Raw genomic sequence first — 21582 nt, 5'->3', positions numbered from 1 at the left:
GCAAGTTCGCTGATCAGGGAATATTCCTCGCACGCCCCACGGAAATCCCCCGTACCGCCGTCAGGGATTGCTCCGTCGGGGCGATGCGCCGCGCCACGATCCTCGGTCCGGTCGGGCCGAGGGGTGGCCGGCGGAGGTCTATACACCACCTCTATACATCATGCGTATACGCGCTGTGTATAGTGAGGCGCCATGACGGAGACCTACCTCCTGCCGATCCGTACGGCCGCGCTGATCTTCCCCGCGCTGGCCTTCGTGATGTTCGTGCCGACGGCGATCGTCCTGTACCGGCGGCACGGTGTCATGACCCGGTGGCGGGTGCTGTCTCTGTACGGTGGCGTGTTCTACGGGCTCACCGCCTTCTGCATGACGATCGTGCCCCTGCCGAGGCGGTCGATGGACGTCTGCAAGGCCTATCCGACCTTCGCCGAACCCCAGCTCACACCGGGCGTCGCCTTCTCCGACATCTGGAAGGAGGCGCACCACCGCGTCACCCTCGACGCGCTGGTCCTGCACAACCCCGCCTTCTGGCAGACCGTGTTCAACCTGATCCTGCTGGTGCCGCTGGGAGTGTTCGTACGGACGCACTTCCGGCGCGGCCTCGCCGCGGCCACGGCGGCCGGGTTCGCGGGATCCCTGTTCTTCGAGCTGACCCAGTACACCGGGCTGTGGGGCCTGTACTCGTGCCCGTACCGCCTCTTCGCCGTCGACGACCTCATCGTCAACACGGCCGGTGCCGCCTTCGGGTGGGCGCTCGCCGGACCGCTGGTCCGCGCGCTGCCCGAGCTGTACGCCCTGGACGGCCGCGCGCTCGCCCAGCTCGCCGCCGGCCGGATCCCCTTCGGGCGCCGTCTCGTCGCGCTGCTGCTGGACGTGGTCGGCGTCGTCCTGCTGACCCTGGTCGCCGGGGTTGTCGCGCACGTGGTGACCGGCGGGGAGGGGGACCTGCTCGTGCCGCCGGCCGTCCTCGGACTGTGGTTCGTCGTCATTCCGTGGCGGACGGGTACGACGCCGGGCAAGCGCGTCCTGCTGCTGCGGCTGGCCACGCCGGACGGAGAGCGGCCGGGCCTCGCCGGGCTCGCGCTGCGTGCCCTGGCCCTGAGCCCCGTCCTGGCGCTCGCGTGCCTCGCCGCGGGCGGTGTCCTCGCCGGCGGGACGGTCACCCTTGCCATGCCGTCCGTGCTGACCGCGATCGCGGACGGCGCGGTGGACTACAGGAACGTGGCGTACCGCCTCGCGGCCGACCCGGTGCTCGGGCTCTTCCTGCTGCTGCTCCCGGTCCTCTGCCTGCTCCTGATCGGTAGCTACGTGAGGGCCGTACGGCGCCATCCGCAGGGCCTGGGCCCGCACGAGCTCCTCTCCGGCGTCCGCAACCAGGCCCTCCCGCACTCGCGAGCCAGGACCCAGCCGCAGTCGCCCGCCCCCAACGCCGCACCGCCGATCGCCACGGTCGTCGGGCCGAGCTCGGCGGCGTCCGAGGGCCCGACCGCGACCGCGCGTCGCCCCGAGTACGAGCACGCCTCTCACTGACGCCCGGAGCGCTCTTCGGTGAGCCATTCGGCGAGGGCGGTCAGGGTGGCCTCGACGCTGTCCGTCATGTACCGGCGGAGCGCGTCCAGGTCGGCGCGGGTCGTGCCCAGCACCGGGTCGAGGCGCAGCAGTTGCCAGGACTGCTGGACGACGGTGCCGCGCCCCTGGGGGCGGAAGGTCCAGCCCCAGCGCACGATGCCGTCCTCGGCGCCACCGACGACGAAGCCGAACGCGGTACCGGGGTCGGCCCGCACGACCTGGGAGCGGGTGGTCCACTCCTTGCCGTCCCTGCGGTTGCGGCCGCTGAACCAGGCGCCGACCCGGGGCCCGGCACCCTTGTCGAAGGCGACGTCGGTGGCGTGGGGACTCCAGCGGCCGATCGCGGACACGTCGCTGATCACTGCGTAGACGCGGGCCGGTGCGGCGTCGACCCATGCGCACCTGGTGAAGGCGAAGTCGGCTGCGTCCAAGGCCTCGAAGGGGTCGTGTCGGGTGCTGGTGGCGCTCAAGGCGTCCTCCTGGGTGCGTGCGGGATGCCGGATCGGCGGCCCCACTCAACCGACGGCGGGACCGGTCGGCCAGACCCGCCGTTGCCTATCCACACCTGGGTCAGGCTGTGTGTTCCCGGTCGCCGGATACTCGGATCCATGAACGGAAAATCGCAGCTCGGCGACTTCCTTCAGACGCGGCGCGGACAGCTGCGCCCGGAGGATGTCGGGGTGCCCACCTACGGGGAGCGCCGGCGTGTGCCGGGTCTTCGGCGCGAGGAACTGGCGCTGCTGGCCGGCGTGAGCGCCTCCTACTACACCCGGCTGGAACAGGGGCAGTCACTGAGCGCATCGCCCGAGGTGCTGGACGCGATCGCCGGTGCCCTGCGGCTGGACGAGTCCGAGCGGCGGTACCTGCACGACCTGGCCCGAGTGGACAGGCAGCGCAGCCGGGGCCGGCGTCCCGCGCCGGAACGGGTGACGAGGGCGACCCGCCAGTTGCTGGACGTGCTGGCGGACGTTCCCGCGATCGTGCTCGGCCGACGCAGTGATGTGCTGGCGTGGAACCGCCTGGGCCACGCCCTGTTCGCCGGTCACCTGGACCCGGACGGTCCCGACCTGCCGGCCCGGCGTCCCAACATGGCCAGACTGGTCTTCCTCGACTGCCACACCCGCGACCTGTACACGGACTGGCCGGGCAAGGCCAGGGCGGTGGTCGGGAATCTGCGCCTGGTGGCGGCCCAGCACCCGCACGACGCGGCACTGCACGCCCTCCTGGGCGAACTGTCCGCGAACAGCGCCGAGTTCGCCGCGATGTGGGCCGACCACCGGGTCAAGGCCTGCACCGTCGCAGCGTACGAGATGCGGCATCCGCTGGTCGGCCCGCTGACCGTCATCCAGCAGACCCTGAGCAACGGGTCGGGCCCCAGCGTCGTGGTCGCCACCACGGAAGCGGGCTCGCCCTCGCGGGCCGCGCTGGCCCTGCTCACCCAGGCCACCGGCCGGCCCACCACGCAGGCCGACTCCTCGGCGGCCCCGGCGCGGACGCTGCCCCGCGCAGACAAGGGCTGACCCCTCACACACACCGCCATCCCACCCACGTATCCCCACCCATGCGTCGYCGTGCCGCTGCCGCATGCCCGAAAACAGCGAAGGAACCATGTTCAAGAAGCTCAAGAGGTCCGCAGTGACGGTGGGCGTCCTGGTCGCGGCCGTTGCGGCTGCCGCGAATCCCGCTCCCGCCTCGGCCGTCTCCCCGCCGCTGAGCGGCGCCCGGATCGCCGCGCACTTCGACCTGGCCAAGGGCCGGACACCGGAGAACGTCGCCCTGGCACCGGGCGGCGCCGCGTACGTCACCTTCGCCAAGGCCCGCCAGGTCGCCGAGGTCTCGCCCAAGGGCGCTGTCCGGATCCTGGCCACCCTGCCCGAACCCCCCGACGGCGGCGTCCACACCCCGGCCCTGGGCTTCCCGCTGACCACCGGCCTGGTCCGCGCCCCCGACGGCACGCTGTACTTCCTGTACGCCACCGGCACACCCGACCTCACCGGCGTATGGCGCCTGCGCCCCGGCGGCACACCGCGGCGGATCGCCCCGCTGCCGGCCAATGGCCTCCCCAACGGCCTGGCGCTGGACCCCTGCACCGGCACCCTCTACGCAGCCGACTCCGTGCTCGGCACCATCTGGAGCGTGCCCACCACGGGCGGCGCTCCCACTGCCTGGTCCACCGCACCCGAGCTGGCCTCCGCCGGCTTTCTCGGCGCCAACGGCCTGAAGATCCACAACGGGGCGCTCTGGGCCACCAACTTCGACCAGGGCACCGTCCTGCGCATCCCCGTCCGCCGGGACGGACGCGCCGGCGATGTCCGCACCAGGGCCACCGACCTCCCGGGGATCGACGACATCGCCTTCACCGGCCGCGGCGACCAGCTGCTGGCCGCCCTCGACGGGCCGAACGAAGTCGCGCTCGTCCAGTCCGACGGCAGCCACTCCACCGTGCTGACCTCGGCCGACGGCCTGCAGAACCCGACCTCCATCGCCCTGCGCGGCGCCACCGTCCATGTGCTGAGCGCCGGCTGGCTCACCGGCAAGGACCCCAACCTGATCCGCGCCCGCCTGTCCCGGTAGGGCCGCAGGCACAAGAACCCACCCGAGAAAACCGCACCGTACGGAGAAACACCATGCAGGACGCATACGAGATCACTCTGGGCGAGGTCACCGTCACCCGGATCGAGGAGATGCACGGGCCGATCATGCCCGCGGACCAGTTCTTCCCGGACCTGCCCGAGCAGGCCTGGCGCGACCACCGCGAGACGCTCGTGCCCGACCACCTGGGCGCCGAGGACGCCATGGTCCATGTCGCCATGCAGACCTGGCTGTTGCGCAGCGGCGGCAGGACCATCCTGGTCGACACCGGTGTCGGCAACGACAAGGCCCGCCCGGCCGTCGCCGCGTGGGACCACCTGCAACTCGACTACCTCGGCAACCTCGAACGGGCCGGCGTGCGGCCCGAGGACGTCGACCTGGTGGTCAACACGCATCTGCACGTCGACCACGTCGGCTGGAACACCCGTCTCGTCGACGGCGTCTGGGTGCCCACGTTCCCCAACGCCACCTACCTGATGCCCAAGGCCGACTTCGACTTCTGGAACCCGGCGAACAACCCGGACATCGCCGGAGGCGTCAACGAGAACGTCTTCGAGGACAGCGTCGCGCCCGTGCACGCCGCGGGCCAGGTGCGGCTGTGGGAGACGAGCCACCCCATCGACGCGCACCTGCGCCTGGAAGCAGCCCCCGGCCACACTCCCGGGTCCGGCGTCGTCAAACTGCACTCCGGCCCCGACCGGGCACTGTTCGCCGGTGACCTGCTGCACACCCCGCTGCAGGTCACGCACCCGGAGCACAACAGCTGCTTCTGCGAGGACCCCGCGCAGGCCCGCTGGACCCGCCGCAGGCTGCTCGGCTGGGCCGTCGACAACACCGCCCTCGTGCTGCCCGCGCACTTCAGCGGCCACAGCGCCCTGGAAGTCGAGGACATGGGCAGCGGCTTCGCGATCAGGAAGTGGGCACCGTTCGCCCGGTACTGACACCGCCCCTGAGCCACGGCCCGTAGAAGGGAATGCTCGTGCACCACCATCGCAACCCGGTCGTCACCACCGCACAAGGAGCGGTCCGCGGCCTCGGCCGGGGCGACACCGCCGTCTTCCTGAACATCCCCTACGCCGCCCCTCCACAGGGCGCCGCCCGGTTCGCCCGGCCGCGGCCGCACGCCTCCTGGGACGGCGTACGGGACGCCACCGTGCCGGGACCCACCGCGCCGCAGACCGAGCGCAGGCTCGGCAGCGTGGACATGTCCCCCTACTTCGGCACCGGTTGGACCCGCGGGGAGGACTACCTCACCGTCAACGTCTTCACCCCGGCAGCCGCGGGCGGCGGCCTGCCCGTCATGGTGTTCGTCCACGGCGGCGGGTTCGTCGCCGGCTCGACGCGGTCCGAGATGTACGACGGCTCCGCCTTCGCCCGCGACGGCGTCGTCCTGGTCACCCTCAACTACCGCCTCGGCATCCCCGGGTTCCTCCACCTGCCCGGAGCACCCGCCAACCGCGGCCTGCTCGACGTCGTCGCGGCGCTGGCCTGGGTCCAGGAGAACATCGCCGCCTTCGGCGGCGACCCGCACCACGTCACCCTCTTCGGCCAGTCCGCCGGGGCGACCCTCGTCGGCGGCGTCCTCGCCACCCCCGGGGCCACCGGCCTCTTCCACCGCGCGATCGTCCAAAGCGGCAGCGGCCTGGGCGCGTTCACGAGCGAGCAGGCCGAGCGCGTCACCAGGGCGGCGGCCGAAGCCCTGGCCATCGAGCCACGCGTCGACGCCTTCGCGGAGGTCTCCGACGAGCGCCTGCTCGATGCCGCGTCCCGGCTCGCGGGCATCGACCTGCGGACCGAGACGCACAGCGACCCACTGGCCGGGCTCAGCCCCTTCGGCCTGTGCCTCGACACACAGCCCGCCCGATCCGTGGCCGCCGGCCTCGGCGCCGGCATCGACCTGCTCATCGGGACCAACACCGAGGAGGGCAACCTCTACCTGGTCCCCCTGGGCAGGTACTCCACCTCGACCGCCGCCGACGTCGACGCCGAGGCAGCGCGCTCGCACCCGGATCCGGGCCGGCTCGTCCGGGCGTACAGGAAGGAGCGTCCCGAGGCGTCCTTCGGCGAGCTGCGCTCCGCCGTCATGGGCGACGCCCTGTTCGGCGCGGGCAGTTGGGCCCTGGCCGAAGCACATGCCGCCCACCCGGAGTCCGCCACCTTCTGCTACGAGTTCGCGTGGCGCTCCCACGCCCTGGACGGACAACTCGGCGCGGCCCACACGATGGAGCTCCCCTTCGTCTTCGACCTGGCCCATCTGCCCCGGCTGCACGGACCCGCCGGCCTGCTCGGCCCCGACGAGCCTCCCGCGGACCTCGCCGCCCGCATGCACCGGACGTGGGTCCGGTTCGCCAGGACGGGCAACCCCGGCTGGGACCCGTACGACAAGGAGCGCCGGGCCACGATGCGGATCAACGCCGAATGGACCCAGCTCGACGACCCACGCGCCCGGGAACGGCTGGCGTGGGCCGGGGCCGGCCGGACCGGCCGTACGTGACGGCCGGTCCGGCCCATGGACGGACCGGAGTCATCGGCTACCGGTTACCGGCTTCCGGCTGGCGGAGCCGCCACCACGCGGCCGACGCGTCGCGCAGGGTGTTGGTGCCGCAGTGCACCTCGCCCATGCCGAGGTGGTACGTGTACCAGTCGTCGATGTACGACACCTTCAGGCCGACCTTCCGGTACACGGCGGTCACCGCTTCAGTGAAGAGGTCCTTGCCGCCCACGACAGGGCCCCACTGACGCGGAGCGAGGTAGCGGTCGCGGCCCAGGAGCACGCCGTTGACGGCGCCGGGGACGTATGCGCTGGTCATGACCGTCGCGGGAGCCGCCGCGCGCGGGGCGGCCGGGTTCTCGGCGAGCCACTTCTGCTGGCCGCGGTCCTCAAGGGTGTCCACGAGGGGGGAGCCGGCGCCCATGCGCGTCAGGCGCGGCACGGGGATGGCCTGTCCGCCGTCGGTCGGTGCCTCCGACTCGCGGGTGTACAGGGCCGGAACCCGCACGATCTCGTCGTCGGTGACGCCGGTCTCGCGCTTGAGGATCTCCAGGTTGGCGGTGATGCGCCGCGCCGCCATCTCGTTGTCTGCGACGAGGTGCCGGGAGGCTAGCGCCTGGTCGATGGTCTCCTTCGGGGCCGGGGCGCCGGCGCGGCCCGGGACGGAGAACATCTTCGTCCTGCCATGCCCGTCGCGTGCGGCGTCGCGCAGCAGCCGCAGTCCGGCCTGCGGGTCGGCGACGCCGATACGCCAGCCACGCGGGGTGTTCGCGGGCAGGAACTGCACGAACTCGTCGACGTGCCCGACGCCCAGCCAGGAGGTGTCCAGCAGCAGCGGGTCCTGGAGCCCCTGCGACGTGAGCAGCGTGCGCATCACCTTGGACGGGCGGGCCCCGCCGTCCCCCCGCTCGCCCATGATGACGCGTCCGGCCGGGAAGGAGCGCCCGCCGTGCGCGTAGGGCGGGATGGTCTCCAGGTTGCCCATGGAGTTGAGCGACCAGTCGTCCGGCTGAACGGAGTCGGTGACCTGTACGACGCCGACGTCCCGCCCGCGTACCTTCTCGAACAGCTCCCGGCCCGCCTCCCGGTCCGGCTGGGCGGAGCGCAGCATCACGCGCATCACCTGCCGGTGGCCGCCCGGTCCGGTCATGCTGACGTAGGCAGGCTCGACGAAGTCCTGGGCCCAGGGGTCGCCGTACTTGTCGAAGGTGACCAGCGGCTTGGTGACACCGGCCGCCTTGACCTCCTTGTCCAGGTCCTTGACGAACTTCCGCTGCAGGCGCCCGTACTCTCCGCCGCCGCGGACCTTGGTGACCATCACCTGCTGGGTGTTCTGGAGGTGATGCTGGGTCAGCAGCGGTGCGACGCGCAGGGTGACCGAGTCGGACGTGGTCCCCTGGGCGGAGTCCACGGTCAGACGGATCACCGCACGCCCGTCCCACTTGGCGCTGTCCCGGACGACGTCGGTCGCCTCGACGCCGAGCTCCGCACCCGAGCGCAACTCGGCGGCGGTCAGCCGGGTCCGGGACGTCACCGGCAGCCACTCGCCGGCGCGCTTGAGGAAGAGGTGGGTGTGCTTGCCTCCGGTGGTGACCTGCAGGCTGCCCTTGGCGTCGGCGGGCAGGCCGGGCAGGGGCACGGACCGGATCCGGGCGAGGTCGGCGGCGTCCGCGCTGCCGTTGACCACGGTGTCGGAGGCGTCGTTGCAGGCGGCCAGCTTGGCGTCGGACAGCGGTCTGCCGCCGGGACCGGTGACCGGGCAGCGCTTGGTGTCGTCGTCGATGTTGGGCAGGGTGAGCGCACCGCGACCGACGGACCAGCCGTCCTCACCGGTCGCGTCGGTGTCGCCGGTGACGTCGACCCGCCCGTCGCGGTTCACATCGGCGCGCAGATCGGCGTGGCCGGACGGTCCGGTGGCGGGGGCCGACCAGGCCGGGCCCGCCAGCGCGGATCCCGCGGCGGCGAGCGCCAGCACCAGGGAGCCGGCGGGGTACAGGCGTATGCGTGCCCGAGCACGCGTAGGTGTACGTGAACGCACGGCGCGTTCCTCTCGGTTGGGGGGTGTCGCCGTGCAAGAGGAGGAACTGTGCGTGGTGCGTTCACTGTGAGGCGGGACTTACCACCTGGGTCTGACGACGTCAGGCGCAACGGCGGCACGGACCGGACGGTCGGGGGATTGACGCCGGCGCGGCGCGGGGTGCGGTTCAGTGGTCGTCGCGGATGGTGGTCGCGATGCCGTTGCTGATGACCACCTCGGCGCTGAAGCCCTTCTTGGCGGCCGTCTCCAGTTCGGCCTCGGTGCACTCGGTGCCGCCCTGGCCGCCCTCGCCGGTGTTCGCGTCACCGCAGATGTCGCCGTAGCCCCAGATCTTCGTGTCCTCGGCGAGAAGGAACTGCTGCTCGACGCCCTTCATGTCGGAGACCGTGTACTTGCCCGGCGCCAGGTAGGAGACGTTGCCGAACCAGGTTCCGTTGACGCCCTTGCCCTTGTTGATGCCTTCGACGACGGTCTCGCCGGAGCCGGAGCCGGTGTCCTGCTGGGGGGCATTGGACGAGCCGTTGACGCCCTCGGAGCCCTCGGAGCTCTCAGAGTTCTCGGAGTTCTTGGAGCTCTCGGAGTTCTTGGAGTTCTTGGAGTCCGGCGTCTTCTCCGCGACCGCTGTCGCGCCGCCCGTTCCGCTCTTGTCGGCCGAGCCGGCTTCGGTGCCGCTCTGGCACGCCGTCATCAGCAGCCCGGCGGTGATCGCGGCGGTGGCGAGGACGGCCTTGCGCAGGTGGCGGTGCATCACGGGAGGTTCCTTCCGAAGCGGCGGTAGTGGGAAGCCGGCGGCCTTCTCCGCCGGTTTCCCGCTCTGTGCTGACTAGGAGGAACCCCAGAGCCCTCAGGTCACGCCTGTCCTTCGTTCAGGACACCGCCGTGGCGCGGCCGTGACACGGCAACACATCGGCACTGGACGGTGGTTCGCCGTCGCGCCGCCTTGCGCCGCACCCGGTCCTGCTACCGCCTCGGCCCCGTGAAGGCGTAGGTCGTGGTGCCGGCGATCGTGAGGGCCAGGGCCGTCCAGGTGGCCGCCGGCGTGCCGGGCGGCAGCAGCATCCAGGTCGCCACCTGCGTCGGCGTACTCGTGGCGGGCGGGGCGAAGAACGACAGCGAGAGCCAGGCGAACGGCAGCGTCCATGCGTACTGGCCGCCCGAGAGCGCCGCGCCCAGGGCGGCCAGTCCCATCAGGCCCGCGCTGTCCCGGACGACGAACGCGGTGGTGCCCATGTCCGCGCCCATGGCCCGCACGGCGAGCAGCATCGCGCCGACGACGGCGGCGGCGAGCAGCACGTGCGCCGCTCTGCGGGGCACCCAGCGGATCGCGGCCGTCCGGTCCAGCGCGACGTCCTGTCCGCCGAGCCCGATCGAGGCCGCCATCGCCCCCATGGCGAGGACGAGCACGGGCAGCCGCGGATCACCGGGCCCCTCGCCGCCGTCCCGGGCGAGTGCCGCCACCGCCACCGTGCTGATCACCAGCGCGGCGAGCGACGCGGGCACCTGACGCGAGCGCGCGTACAGCGTCAGCCATCTCACCGGGACGCACCGCCGGACAGTACGTCGAACGCGTCGCCCTTGCAGGAGAGCGCGGTGGCGTGCGCGGCGTTGATCCGCGAGAGCTGCTCGGCCCGCGGGAGCGCCTTGAGTTCCTTCCACGCCGGGCGGGCCAGGGCGATCTGCGCACCCGAAGCGGGGCCGGGGTCGCCGAGCGGCTCGAGGTCGCCGAGGACCCAGGCCGCCGCGACGACCTGCGCGGCGTCGTCGCCGCCCGTGCCGCTCCAGCCGGCGGGGGAGCACCCGGGCACCAGGCCCTTGGCGACCAGGGCACGGGTCAGCTCCTTGTCCTTCGCGGCGGCGATGATGTCGTCGTCGAAGTCGAAGAGCACGGTCTCGCGGGACCACTGCGGCGTGGCGCCGTAGGGAAGTAGGGCGGTGTTCTCCCGCATCGAGACCGGCGCCCGGTCGCCCAGGGCGTCGTGCAGCAGACGCAGCGCTTCCTTGCCGGGACCCGCCAGGTCGGCGAGTCGCTCCTTGTGCGCCTTGGTCACGCACACCGGGCCGTCGCACACCGGCGCCGCGGCGGCCTCGTCGACGACGTACATCCGGCGCGGGTCGGAGGGAAGGACGAGCAGGGCGAGCGCAGCGCCCGCCAGGACGGGCGTCAGGGCGACCAGCCGGGTGCGCGGGGTCGCGGCGACCAGCAGCGCGAAGCCGGTCGCGGCCATGCCGAGCAGCCAGATCGTCTGCCCGAGGTGCACGGAGGCGGAGACGGTGACGAACACGTCGCGCACCTCCTGCACCTCCGGTGACAGCAGCGAGACCAGGTTCGGCTCCGAGTTCGTGATCCCCTCCGCCGTGGTCGTCCGCGTCCGGCCCAACGACATGTGCATCAGGGCCGTGAACGCGAAAGCGCCCATGGCCAGCGCGGGCGGGGTGAGCACGGACGGCAGGGCCCGCCCGGCCCCCATCCCCAGCACGGCACCCGCGACGAGGAACAGTGCCCCCACCAGCGAGATCGGCAGCCACCCGAGGTGTGTGTAGTCGGTGTTGGCGAACACCTGGACGCCGCCCACGAGGACGAGGAGCGCGTAGGCCGAGGCCAGCGTGATCGCCGTCGCGCCCGCCAGTGCGGCCGCGCGGTGCCGGGCCGGCCTCGGTGTGCTCGTCAGCAGCTCGGGCATCTTCGAGCGGCGGTCGCGCAGGCCCTGCAGCGCCCCGAGCCCCACGGCGAGCGGCCACAGGTAGAACAGCAGGGAGCGGGTCCACATGGCCAGGGACGTCCACTGGGCCGTCCACGCCGTCGTGCCCCGCCACCACCCGGCGTTCAGCAGGTACAGGAACGCCAGCGCGCTCGTCAGGACCACGGCGCCGGCCCACGGGGCGACGGAGCGCTTCAGCTCGATGCGCAGAACGCGGATGTTCACCAAGTCCCCTTTCCCTGGTTCGGGTTGAGCAGCATGGCCGAATAGCCGCGCTCCAGCGGACTGTCACCCACGTGCTCGGGGCCGCCCACCGAGGCCAGTTCGTCCGGAGGCCCCTGGAAGACCAGCCGCCCCTCGGCGAAGAGCACCACGTCGGTGCAGGCGGCGGCGACGTCCTCGACCAGGTGGGTCGAGACGACCACGCAGGTGTCCGTGCCCAACTCCTGCAGCAGCTCGCGAAAGCGCAGCCGCTGCGCCGGGTCGAGGCCGACCGTCGGCTCGTCCAGCAGCAGGATCGTCGGATCGTTGACGATGGCCTGGGCGATGCCCACCCGCCGCACCATGCCGCCCGACAGCGTCTTCATCCGTGAGTCGGCGCGGTCCGCCAGACCCACCCGCTCCACGGCACGCTGCACCGCCGCCGGTATGTCCGCCTTGGGCACCTCTTTCAGCCACGCCATGTACTCGACGAACTCGCGCACGGTGAAGCGCTTGTAGTAGCCGAACTCCTGCGGCAGATAACCGATCCTCCGGCGCAGCGCACGGTGTTCGCCCCGGCCGCCCACGGACTCGCCGAGCAGCTCCAGGGTGCCCTCGGTGGGCCGCAGTACGGTGGCCAGCGTCCGGATGAGGGTGGTCTTGCCCGCCCCGTTGGGGCCGAGGACGCCGTGCACACCGGTGCCCAGCGACAGGTCGAGCCCGTCGACGGCCATCCGCTTCCTGCCGACCCTGACCTTCAGCCCGGTGGCCCGGATCTCCCAGGCGTAGGCCGTCGGTGCGATGTCGGCCGCGCTCACCGCGGGCATCATGTGGTGTTCCTTTCCGGTGGTCAACGGTGGGTTCCCAGCACGGAGTACGCGCCCCTGCGGGCGATCACGACACCGATGCCGAGCGTGAGGATCAGCCCCCACACGGGCAGGCCGACCGCCTGCAGGGCGAAGGTCGTACGGCTGGTGGCCAGGGTCGGCGCCACGACCACGGCGGCCCATACGGCGGCCAGCACGACCGCGGCGCGGGTCACACCGACGACACCGCCGAGCGCCAGGGTCGTGGAGGTGAAGGCCAGACAGGGCAGCAGCCATTGAGCGGCCGTCACCCCCGTCACCCAGCCGGCCACCAGCAGCGCGGGAACGACCACGGCGAGCACGGACGCTGTGCGCCGCAGCACCAGCTGGAGCCCGGCCCTGGGCACCGACGCCGTCAGCTCGTACGCCGGGTCGAGACCGCGCGACCACGATGCCGCGACGCCGAGCACCGGCAGGACCGGGGCGAACAGCAGCACCAGCGACACCTCGCCGGAGTCGATGTCGACCAGGTCGAGCAGCAGCGCGAGCAGTGTCACGCTCACGACCATGCCCAGCCACGGCACCATCGTGGGCGTCAGCCAGCTCGACAGCCGCGCCGACCGGTGCCGTCGGCGCGACACCGGTGTGCCGGCGGCCAGTTGGGGTTCGAGGCCGGACCACACGGTGTCGACCAGTGCCGTGACGGCCGGCGTCTGCGCCGCGACGGCGGCCGACAGCCGGTCCCGGCAGACCCGGCACACCTCCAGATGGGCCTCGACGGCCCACACCTCGTCGGCGGCGAGGTCCGTGCCGCCGCGCGCGTAACCGTCGATGATCCGCATCGACGCGTGCTCCACGCTCATGTCAGCGCCCTCCGCATCGCGATCCGGGCCCGGCGGGCACGGGTCTTGACCGTGCCCTCGGGCAGCCCGAGCAGGAGAGCGGTCTCCCGGACGGACAGCCCGTCGAGGACCATGGCCTGCAGTACCTGCCTGAGTTCCGGTGCCAGATGCCGCAGCGCGTCACCGACGTCCCCGCCGACGGTCACCGCGAGCGCCTCGTCCTCGGCGGCGGGCGCCGCGTCGGCGAGGGCGGCGGCCGGCGGCGGCTCGGCATGGTGGGCCCTGCGCCGGAAGGCGTCGACGAGGCGGCGCGCCGCGATCGTCCACAGCCACCCGACGGCCGTCCCGCCCACCGAGGCCCCCGCGAACGCGCCCGCCGCGCGCCACACCGCCAGATACGTCTCCTGCATGACCTCGGCGACGATCTGCTCGTCGGCACAGCGCCGGCGCAGCCGCACCGCCATCCACGGCGCGGTGCGCCGGTACAGCTCCTCGAACGCCGCGCGGTCACCCGTGGCAACGAGCTGGACGAGACGCTCCTCGTCGAGCTCGCCCGGTGCCTTCCTGACTGATCTCACACCCGCTAGACGCCGGGCCCGGACCGCCGGTTTTCCCCTTTACGTGATCCCCGTCACATGTCTCGGCGTCACATGTCTCGGCGTCACATGGCTCAGCGCAGCGCGCTCTTCTGCTGCCACTCGCTCCACGAGACATTCCACGCCCCGAACCCGTTCCCGGGCGCGACCACGCCCTTGGTGTCCTTGCCGGTGATCTCGAACGGGTCGCCCGGCCGCACCTGCCCGTAGAACCAGGCCGCGTTCGCGTCGCTCATCCCTATGCATCCGGAACTGTGGTTGGTGTTGCCGAAGTAGCGGGCGTTCCACGGGGCGGCGTGCGCGTACATGCCCGACCAGGTCAGCCGCATCGAGTAGTCGACCATCTTGTCGTAGGCGTCGGCCAGGCCCACGGTCTCGGAGTTCATGTTGATCGTGCCCTCCTTGGCCATGAGGACGGCGGTTCCGCGCCAGGAGCGCTTGTCGCCGCCGGGCGTGCCGCCGGAGACCGGTATGCGCCGGACCGTCTCGCCGTCACGGACGAGGGCGAGCTGGTGGCTGTCGAGGTCCACCTTGACGATCTGCCGGGCGCCGATGGTGAAGGTGGTCGTGTAGTCGCGTACGAACCAGCCGCCGTCCGCGCCCGAGTCGGTGCCGTTCAACTCGGCCTTCAGCGTGACCTTGGTTCCGGGCTTCCAGTACGTCCTGGGCCGCCAGTCCACCCGGTCCAGGCCCGACCAGTCGCGCATCCAGCCCCAGGAGCCCTCGGTGTCGTTCGAGGTGGTGATCTTGAGCTGCTTCTCGACCTCGGCCTTGTTCTTGACCGGATGGTCGAAGACCAGGGAGATCGGCTGGGCGACGCCGACGGTGGCGCCGGCGCCCGGTCGCCAGTCGACCTTGTTGACCTTGGCTGCCTCAGCCGTGGAGAAGGCGGCCTTGCTGGTCCCGGCGGCTGCGCCCGCGGTCCGGGTCGCCGCCGTCACCTCGTACGACGCGCCGGGTACGGTCTTGCGGTCGGAGACCCACGAGCGCCCGTCGGCGGCGACCTTGCCGGTGAGCCGGTGGCCCTCGGTGTCGGTGACGGTCACCGAGGTGAGTGTGCCGCCCGCGGCCGTGACCTTCACAGGCTCGCCCGCCGGAACCCGTTCTCCGCTGGGCGAGACGGTGACCGTGACAGGGCGGTCGTCGGCGCTCGGCTTCACCTTGTTGTCCGGTGCGCTGGGGGAGCCGCTCGACGAGCAGGCGGCGAGCGGCGCCAGCAGGGCGGCCGTGGCGGCGGTCACGACGACGGCCCGGACGCGGGCATGGGCGAGTACACGTGTGCGCGACAACGGGACCTCCGGGAAGGGCGACTGCGGGGTGGGTGAGTCGGCGATGTCGTGACTGTAGAGCCGGAAAACCCGAGGTCAGCCGCTCCGGAGCGATGTGACGGCGACTGGTGAGGAACGGTCATGGTCCGGTCACATTCGCCGGACGGAGCGGTCATGGGCCGCTGTGAATCTCCTTTGTGTCCCCGCGACAGGCCCGGGGAGAAGGAGAGGCTCAGACTGTGTCAGCGCTGCTCGTGCCGCCCAGCCGCGTGCCCCAGGCACGGAACCGGGACGTGGCCCTGCGAACCATCACCGCTCAGACCTACCGCGCCTTCCTCGCGACCCCCGCCGGTGCGGCTCTCGGCGCCGGATTCCTTCAGTGCCCGTCCTGGGCAGAGGTCAAGGAGGGCTGGCGCTCCCAACTGCTCGGCTGGGGGCCGGATCCCGAGGCAGGCCGGCTGACGGGCGTGGCCCTGGTGCTGCTGCGGCAGTTCCCCGGCACCCGCAAGTACTTCGCCTACCTCCCCGAAGGGCCCGTCGCCGACTGGAGCGACCCCGACGTCGACGGCTGGCTCGGTCCGCTGCTGGAACACCTGCGGCGCGCGGGCGCCTTCGCCGTACGCATAGGCCCGTCGCCCGCCTACCGGCGCTGGGACGCCGCCCTGCTCAAGCCGCTCACCGGCCCGGGCCGACGCCTGGGTGACGTCCTCGCCAGTGAGGTCGACCCGCTCGGCACCGCCGTCGCCGAGCGGCTGCGGGCCCGGGGCTGGCACCGCTGCGGTGGTGACGGAGCCGGAGGGGAGGGGACAGGAGGGGACGGGGACGCCCAGCCCCGCCACGTCTTCCACGTGCCGCTCGCCGGACGCACCACCGAGGACCTGTGGTCCGGGCTCAACCAGGAGTGGCGACGCAATGTCCGCCGATCCCAGAAGGAGGGCGTGGAGGTGGTGGTGGGCAGCGCGGCCGAACTCCCGGAGTTCTACCGGCTGCTCGGCATCACCGAGCGACGCGACGGGTTCCGGCTCGGCCGTTCCCTCGCCTACTACGAGCGTCAGTACGCGGCGCTCAACGCCGAGGAACCGGGCCGGATGAAGCTGTACCTCGCCCGGCACCGAGGAGAGATCCTCGCCGCCCACACGATGATCACGGTGGGCCGCCGGGCCTGGTACCAGACCGGCGCCTCGGCCGACCACCGCCGCGAGGTCCGCCCCTCCAACGCCCTGCAGTGGCGGATGTTGCAGGACGCCCACGCGCTCGGCGCCGACGTGTACGACATGCGCGGGGTACCCTCCACACTCGATCCAGACGAACGTGCGTACGGACTGCTGCGGTGGAAGCTCGGCACCGGGGGACAGGTCGTCGAGACGTTGGGGGAATGGGAGAAACCCTTGGGCGGCAGCGCCAACCACACGCTTTACCGCGCCTTCCAGGCGTACTTGAACCGCCGATGAAGCAGACGACGCCGGCGACACCGACCAAGCCGGCCGGCACGGACAGCCCGAAAGCGACGAACGCTGCCCGCGGCAGTGCCGTCATGGCCGCCGGATCCATTGTCTCCAGGGCCACCGGTTTCGCCCGCTCCGCCGTGGTCGCGGCAGCGCTGGGCACCATCGGGCCGACCGCCGACGGCTACGCGGTCGGCAACGCCCTGCCCACCATCGTCTACGTGCTGCTCCTCGGCGGCGCGCTGAACGCCGTCTTCGTGCCCGAGCTGGTCAAGGCCGCCAAGGAGCACGACGACGGCGGCGCCGCGTACACCGACCGGCTCGTCACCGTCTGCGTCGTCGCCCTGCTGGCGATCACCGCGACCGCGGTGTGGGCGGCCCCCTCGATCGTCGACGCGTACACCGACTACACCGGCGAACAGGCGGCCATGACGACCGCGTTCGCCCGCTACTGCCTGCCGCAGATCTTCTTCCTCGGACTGTTCACGCTGCTCGGGCAGGTGCTCAACGCCCGTGGCCGGTTCGGCGCGATGATGTGGGCGCCCGTCCTCAACAACCTCGTCGTCATGACCGTCTTCGGCCTGTACCTGGCGCTGGCCATGGGCGGCGGGGACACGCTCACCGCGACCGAGACCGCCGTGCTCGGCTGGGGCACGACCGCCGGTATCGCCGCCCAGGCACTCGCCCTCGTCCCCGCGCTGCGCGCGGCCCGCTTCCGCTGGCGGCCCCGCTTCGACTGGCGCGGCAGCGGACTGACCCGCCCGCTGCGCGCGGCCGGCTGGCTGGTGCTGCTGGTCCTGGCCAACCAGGCCGCCTACTGGGTCACCACCCGGCTGGCCACCACCGCGGGCCTCGACGGCGGCCCCGGATACGGCGCGTACAACAACGCCTATGCCCTGTGGGTCGTACCGCACGGCATCATCACGGTCTCCGTGGTGACCGCGCTGATGCCCCGGATGAGCGCGGCCGCCGCCGACGGGGACACCGCGGCCGTGCGGCGCGACGTCTCCCACGCCCTGCGCGTCAGCGCCTCGGCCGTCGTACCCGCCGCCTGCGCGCTGTTCGCCCTGGCCCAGCCGGTGATGACCCTCGTCTTCGGATACGGCAGGACCAGCGCCGACGACACGGCCGCCATGGCCGGGATCCTGATGGCCTTCGCGCCGGGACTCATCGCCCTGTCCGGCCAGTACGTCCTGTCCCGCGCCTTCTACGCGCTCTCCGACACCCGTACGCCGTTCCTGCTCAACCTCGTGATCGTCGCCCTCAACGCGGGACTGTCCCTGGCCGCCGCGCACCTGCTGCCGGCCCGTTGGGCCGTGACGGGCATGGCGGCGGCGTACTCGCTGGCGCTGTGCGCGGGCTGGGCGCTGACCGGCCTGGTGCTGAGCCGCCGGCTCGCCGTCGAACGCCCCCTGCGCTCGTCCGCGGTCGGCGCCCATGTGCGGCTGGTGGTGGCCGCCGTCCCGGCCACCGTGCTGGGCCACTTCGCGGTCCTGGGAACCGCACCGGCGGGGGCGGTGGTCTCCACGGTTGCCGGCGCCATCGCCGTCATCGTCACCTTCGCCCTGCTCGCCCGTCCGCTGCGGCTCGCCGAACTCGACGCGCTGCTCTCCGGAGTACGCCGGCGATGGACCCGGACCCGGACCTGACCATCATCGAGGGAGAACCACCGATGCCCCGCGTGCTCCTCATCGAGGACGACCCCTCCGTACGCGAGGGGGTCGAACTCGGTCTGCGCCGCCGCGGCCACGAGGTACGGGCGGCCGCGACCGGCGAGGCCGGCCTGGCCGCGATGGCCGAGTTCCGCCCCGATCTGATGCTGTTGGACCTGATGCTGCCCGGAATGAACGGCGTGCAGGTCTGCCGCCAGGTCCGCGAGCACAGCCAGCTGCCGATCATCATGCTCACCGCGCGCGGCGACGACTTCGACGTGGTCATCGGCCTCGAAGCGGGCGCCGACGACTACATCGTCAAGCCCGCCCGCACCGAGGTGATCGAGGCCCGGATCCGGGCCGTACTGCGCCGCCTGGACGACGGCGGCGCGGGCCGACAGGCCATCGAGTTCCACGGCGAACTCGCCATCGACCGGGTCGGACTGACCGTCACCAAAGCCGGCCGCCCGCTCGCGCTCGCCCCCTCGGAGCTCAAGCTCCTGCTGCATCTCTCCGGCGCCCCTGAGCAGGTGTTCAGCAGGCAGCAACTGCTGGAGCACGTCTGGGATCACAGCTACCACGCCGACGCCCGGCTGGTCGACGCGTGCGTCGCCCGTCTGCGCGGCAAGATCGAGGACGAGGTCGGCAGCCCCCGCTACGTCCAGACCTTGCGGGGCTTCGGCTACCGCTTCGGGCCGCTGTGACCGCCGGTTCCCAACGGTCGCGCTTCAGGGCGTTCGGGCTGCGTACGCGATTGTTGTTCGCCTTCCTGCTGGTCGCCGCCGTCAGCGCCGGCACCACGGCCGCGCTGACCTACCGTGAGGCCCGCACCGCGCTGCTGGAGACGGCCCAGGACACGGCGGTCACGTCGTTCCGTGACCAGGTGCAGCAGACAGCCTTCGGGCTGCCCGTGCAGGGAGGGGAGGACCTGGAGTCGGTCCTGCGTGACATCGCCCGCAAGGGCAAGCCGCATCCCTGGGTGGTGTTCGCCGAGTACGGCTCCGTCCGCGCCTCCTCGGGCGAGAACCCCGTCTCCACCGTCATCACACCCGAACTGCGCCGGGCCGCACGGGCCAACCCCCACGGCAGCTTCGAACGGGTCGTCAAGGACGGCGTTCCCTACCTGACCATCGCCATGCCCATGGTCTTCAAGACCAGCCCCGACAGCGTGCTGCCGAGCGGGCTCGTCCTGTACGCCGTCATGCGGATGACCGACGAGCAGGTCAACGTCGACGCCCTCCTCATGGCCGGCCGGGACGGCGCCCTGCCCGGCCTCGCCATCGCGCTGATACCCGGCCTGATCGCCGCACGCAGCGTGCTGCGCCCGGTGCGGGAACTGCGCCAGGCGGCCCGGAGCATGGGCAGCGGCAGACTCGACACCCGGATCGCGGTGCGCGGCAGCGACGAACTGGCGGACCTGGCACGTACCTTCAACGAATCCGCGGGCCAACTCGAACAGTCCGTACGGGAACTGCGCGAGGCCGAGGCCCGCGCCCGCCGCTTCGCCTCCGACGTCTCGCACGAACTGCGCACCCCCCTCGCCGGAATGCTCGCCGTCACCGAGGTCCTCGACGAGGACGCGGATCACCTGGACGCCGACACCGCCCGCGCGGTCCGGCTGGTCAGCGCGGAGACTGGCAAGCTCGCCGTGCTCGTCGAGGACCTGATCGAGATCTCCCGCTTCGACGCCCGCGCGGCCGAACTGAACGCCGACGAGGTGGACGTGGCCGAGGCCATTCGCAAGACGCTGCAGAATCGGCACTGGACCGACAGCCGGGTCCGTGTCGAACTCCCCGACGGCATCCGCGCCCGGCTCGACCCGCGCCGCTTCGACATCGTGATCGCCAACCTCGTCGGCAACGCCCTGCGCCACGGCAGCGAGCCGGTCACGGTACGCCTGCGCACCGAGGCCCGCTCCCCGGCCACCCCCAGCCTGCTGATCACGGAGGTCGCGGACAACGGCCCCGGAATTCAGCCCGCCGTGCTCCCGCACATCTTCGATCGCTTCTACAAGGCCGACGCGGCCCGCACCCGCTCGGCGGGCAGTGGCCTGGGACTGGCGATCACCCTGGAGAACGTGAAGCTGCACGGCGGGACGATCCGCGCGGGGAACCTGCCCGGGGGCGGCGCCGTCTTCACCGTCGAGATACCGCTCCATGCGGAGGAGGCCGGCGGATGAGCGTTGCGCGGACGCGCCGACGTGCGGCGGCCGTCGCCCTCACCGTCGCGGCGACGGCACCGCTCCTCGGCGGCTGCGGTATCCAGGAGACCGACGTCATCGAGGCGGGCGGTCCCGCCAGCTTCCAGGCCTTCCTCAACCGCGACTACGACATGCTGCTCTTCTTCCGTTCCCCCGACGCAGGGCTGAGCGCCGTGATCCGGACGACCGAGCCCTCGAACGGGTCCGCCGACACGGCCGGCCCGGTGCCGACGGAGAAGGTCGTCCTGGCGTTGCTCGCCGGCCCGGGGAAGGAAGACCGAGCCGCCGGCCTGAGCACTGCCCTCCCCGCCGCCCGCCCCGGTGGAACCGTCAAGGTCGAGCCCTCCTCGAACGGCAGGGTCACGACCCGCCTGCCCCTCGCCCTGAAGGGGCTGGACAGCACGGCTCTACGTCAGCTGACCTGCACGATCGCCTACAGTCAGGACGCCGACGGCAAGGTCGTCGTGCAGCTGACGGGCCAGGACGGAGCATCGAGGTCCGACACCTGCCCACTCGCCCCCGGCAGCACCGGTAACGCATCCGCGGAACCCGAGGTCCGCACACGGACCACACCGCCGCCCGGCACGAGCGGCTGAGACGGCATCACCTCCCACCGTCCGAACGAGCCATGGCCGACTCGCCGGCCCGTCTCCACCTTGTGCGACCTGACGCTTTAGTAGAGCGACGGTTTGACCCTGGGCTTCAGCGGGCCGGTCATGAAATCGAGCAGCTCTTCTGCACTCGGAGGCCATCGACTCGGAATGGAATGTGGTTTGACTTTGACCTTCAGTTTGTATCCGTCCCGAACTGCCCTGCGAAGCAGGATCCCACTCAACGTGAGGCATGCTGCAACTATTTTCGAAAGAGTTGGATCGGGAATGAACCCCGCTGCTACGCCTGTCATGTTCGTGGCGTCCGCGATATCCAGCGTTTCTTTGGTGGTGAACTTTATCGTCCAGCCATCCAAATGACTTCCCTTGACTTGAGCCAATTCCCCTCCCGATATCCCGTGCGGCCTGCAACTCTGGGCCTACCCGGATGCCCATTCATGGACACGTTGCTACGCGCGCATTTGAGCTGTGACCTCTGAAGTACCTGCGTCTCACACGTTGAGCGGATAGAAGGTGCCGGGAGAGCCCGGAGGGGATTGTTCCGGGCGGACCGGATTGAAAATGAACGATGT

Annotated in this window: 20 protein-coding genes; 10 read left to right on the top strand and 10 right to left on the bottom strand. The window is 71.7% G+C overall.

Annotation, left to right across the window (positions count from 1 at the left end):
* Window positions 1–192: 192 nt before the first annotated feature.
* On the top strand, window positions 193–1530 hold the full coding sequence (locus EAO75_RS33655; protein WP_147998949.1) for a VanZ family protein: 1338 nt from the start codon (window positions 193–195) through the stop codon (window positions 1528–1530).
* Here the strand turns inward: EAO75_RS33655 and EAO75_RS33650 are convergent.
* Entirely contained in the window at window positions 1524–2039 is a 516-nt protein-coding gene (locus tag EAO75_RS33650; protein WP_147998948.1) for an SRPBCC family protein, read from the bottom strand. The two genes, EAO75_RS33655 and EAO75_RS33650, sit on opposite strands and share 7 nt — an antisense overlap.
* A 138-nt stretch (window positions 2040–2177) precedes the next feature.
* On the opposite strand from EAO75_RS33650, the gene EAO75_RS33645 reads away from it, so the two are divergent.
* The 4 genes from EAO75_RS33645 to EAO75_RS33630 all read left to right on the top strand — a co-directional run bounded on the left by EAO75_RS33645 (window position 2178) and on the right by EAO75_RS33630 (window position 6655).
* Complete coding sequence (locus EAO75_RS33645) at window positions 2178–3089, top strand: helix-turn-helix domain-containing protein (RefSeq protein ID WP_147998947.1); 912 nt, start codon at window positions 2178–2180, stop codon at window positions 3087–3089.
* Between the two features lie 88 nt (window positions 3090–3177).
* The gene (locus EAO75_RS33640) at window positions 3178–4143 is read left to right on the top strand and encodes an SMP-30/gluconolactonase/LRE family protein (protein WP_147998946.1); all 966 of its coding nucleotides are present in this window, start codon (window positions 3178–3180) and stop codon (window positions 4141–4143) included.
* Between the two features lie 53 nt (window positions 4144–4196).
* On the top strand, window positions 4197–5102 hold the full coding sequence (locus EAO75_RS33635) for an MBL fold metallo-hydrolase (RefSeq protein WP_222724009.1): 906 nt from the start codon (window positions 4197–4199) through the stop codon (window positions 5100–5102).
* Between the two features lie 38 nt (window positions 5103–5140).
* Entirely contained in the window at window positions 5141–6655 is a 1515-nt protein-coding gene (locus tag EAO75_RS33630) for a carboxylesterase/lipase family protein (protein ID WP_147998945.1), read from the top strand.
* A gap of 37 nt (window positions 6656–6692) precedes the next feature.
* Here the strand turns inward: EAO75_RS33630 and EAO75_RS33625 are convergent, their stop codons facing one another.
* The 8 genes from EAO75_RS33625 to EAO75_RS33590 form a co-directional block, all read right to left on the bottom strand.
* Window positions 6693–8654, bottom strand: coding sequence for a protein-arginine deiminase domain-containing protein (locus EAO75_RS33625; RefSeq protein WP_410092507.1), 1962 nt, complete (start codon window positions 8652–8654; stop codon window positions 6693–6695).
* A gap of 202 nt (window positions 8655–8856) precedes the next feature.
* Entirely contained in the window at window positions 8857–9438 is a 582-nt protein-coding gene (locus tag EAO75_RS33620) for a hypothetical protein (RefSeq protein ID WP_147998983.1), read from the bottom strand.
* Between the two features lie 212 nt (window positions 9439–9650).
* Entirely contained in the window at window positions 9651–10226 is a 576-nt protein-coding gene (locus tag EAO75_RS33615; protein ID WP_147998944.1) for a hypothetical protein, read from the bottom strand.
* The gene (locus EAO75_RS33610) at window positions 10223–11614 is read right to left on the bottom strand and encodes a hypothetical protein (protein ID WP_147998943.1); all 1392 of its coding nucleotides are present in this window, start codon (window positions 11612–11614) and stop codon (window positions 10223–10225) included. The genes EAO75_RS33615 and EAO75_RS33610 overlap by 4 nt, the downstream gene beginning before the upstream one ends.
* Window positions 11611–12420: an ABC transporter ATP-binding protein gene (locus EAO75_RS33605; RefSeq protein ID WP_187284688.1), complete on the bottom strand. Its 810-nt coding sequence runs from the start codon at window positions 12418–12420 to the stop codon at window positions 11611–11613. The genes EAO75_RS33610 and EAO75_RS33605 overlap by 4 nt, the downstream gene beginning before the upstream one ends.
* A 20-nt stretch (window positions 12421–12440) precedes the next feature.
* Complete coding sequence (locus EAO75_RS33600) at window positions 12441–13259, bottom strand: zf-HC2 domain-containing protein (RefSeq protein WP_147998941.1); 819 nt, start codon at window positions 13257–13259, stop codon at window positions 12441–12443.
* The gene (locus tag EAO75_RS33595; protein WP_147998940.1) at window positions 13256–13816 is read right to left on the bottom strand and encodes an RNA polymerase sigma factor; all 561 of its coding nucleotides are present in this window, start codon (window positions 13814–13816) and stop codon (window positions 13256–13258) included. Before EAO75_RS33595 ends, EAO75_RS33600 begins: the two co-directional genes overlap by 4 nt.
* Window positions 13817–13908: 92 nt before the next feature.
* Window positions 13909–15123, bottom strand: a complete 1215-nt coding sequence (locus EAO75_RS33590; protein ID WP_147998939.1) for an Ig-like domain-containing protein — start codon at window positions 15121–15123, stop codon at window positions 13909–13911.
* A 218-nt stretch (window positions 15124–15341) separates the two neighbouring features.
* On the opposite strand from EAO75_RS33590, the gene EAO75_RS33585 reads away from it, so the two are divergent.
* Genes EAO75_RS33585 through EAO75_RS33565 form a run of 5 tightly spaced genes read left to right on the top strand, consistent with a single transcriptional unit; the run spans window position 15342 to window position 20995 of the window.
* Window positions 15342–16553, top strand: coding sequence for a lipid II:glycine glycyltransferase FemX (locus tag EAO75_RS33585; protein ID WP_147998938.1), 1212 nt, complete (start codon window positions 15342–15344; stop codon window positions 16551–16553).
* Window positions 16550–18196, top strand: coding sequence for a murein biosynthesis integral membrane protein MurJ (murJ, locus tag EAO75_RS33580; protein WP_147998937.1), 1647 nt, complete (start codon window positions 16550–16552; stop codon window positions 18194–18196). The genes EAO75_RS33585 and murJ overlap by 4 nt, the downstream gene beginning before the upstream one ends.
* A gap of 23 nt (window positions 18197–18219) precedes the next feature.
* A complete protein-coding gene (locus tag EAO75_RS33575; RefSeq protein ID WP_147998936.1) occupies window positions 18220–18903 on the top strand; it encodes a response regulator transcription factor in 684 nt (227 codons plus the stop codon).
* Complete coding sequence (locus EAO75_RS33570) at window positions 18900–20378, top strand: sensor histidine kinase (protein WP_187284687.1); 1479 nt, start codon at window positions 18900–18902, stop codon at window positions 20376–20378. Before EAO75_RS33575 ends, EAO75_RS33570 begins: the two co-directional genes overlap by 4 nt.
* Entirely contained in the window at window positions 20375–20995 is a 621-nt protein-coding gene (locus EAO75_RS33565; protein ID WP_261989533.1) for a hypothetical protein, read from the top strand. Before EAO75_RS33570 ends, EAO75_RS33565 begins: the two co-directional genes overlap by 4 nt.
* 77 nt (window positions 20996–21072) lie before the next feature.
* Here the strand turns inward: EAO75_RS33565 and EAO75_RS33560 are convergent, their stop codons facing one another.
* Window positions 21073–21390, bottom strand: a complete 318-nt coding sequence (locus EAO75_RS33560; protein WP_147998934.1) for a hypothetical protein — start codon at window positions 21388–21390, stop codon at window positions 21073–21075.
* Between the last annotated feature and the right edge of the window lie 192 nt (window positions 21391–21582).

It is taken from the genome of Streptomyces sp. UW30, from assembly GCF_008042075.1.
In the GTDB taxonomy this organism is placed as follows: Bacteria; Actinomycetota; Actinomycetes; order Streptomycetales; family Streptomycetaceae; genus Streptomyces.
Note: the sequence above shows the minus strand (reverse complement) of the source record. Positions and strands in the feature narration are given on the sequence as shown.

Coding starts and splice junctions, on each gene's coding strand:
- EAO75_RS33605 (WP_187284688.1), bottom strand. CDS start 12,420: ATGATGCCCGCGGTGAGCGCGGCCGACATCGCACCGACGGCCTACGCC.
- EAO75_RS33620 (WP_147998983.1), bottom strand. CDS start 9,438: ATGCACCGCCACCTGCGCAAGGCCGTCCTCGCCACCGCCGCGATCACC.
- EAO75_RS33575 (WP_147998936.1), top strand. CDS start 18,220: ATGCCCCGCGTGCTCCTCATCGAGGACGACCCCTCCGTACGCGAGGGG.
- EAO75_RS33565 (WP_261989533.1), top strand. CDS start 20,375: ATGAGCGTTGCGCGGACGCGCCGACGTGCGGCGGCCGTCGCCCTCACC.
- EAO75_RS33600 (WP_147998941.1), bottom strand. CDS start 13,259: ATGAGCGTGGAGCACGCGTCGATGCGGATCATCGACGGTTACGCGCGC.
- EAO75_RS33645 (WP_147998947.1), top strand. CDS start 2,178: ATGAACGGAAAATCGCAGCTCGGCGACTTCCTTCAGACGCGGCGCGGA.
- EAO75_RS33640 (WP_147998946.1), top strand. CDS start 3,178: ATGTTCAAGAAGCTCAAGAGGTCCGCAGTGACGGTGGGCGTCCTGGTC.
- EAO75_RS33635 (WP_222724009.1), top strand. CDS start 4,197: ATGCAGGACGCATACGAGATCACTCTGGGCGAGGTCACCGTCACCCGG.
- murJ (WP_147998937.1), top strand. CDS start 16,550: ATGAAGCAGACGACGCCGGCGACACCGACCAAGCCGGCCGGCACGGAC.
- EAO75_RS33655 (WP_147998949.1), top strand. CDS start 193: ATGACGGAGACCTACCTCCTGCCGATCCGTACGGCCGCGCTGATCTTC.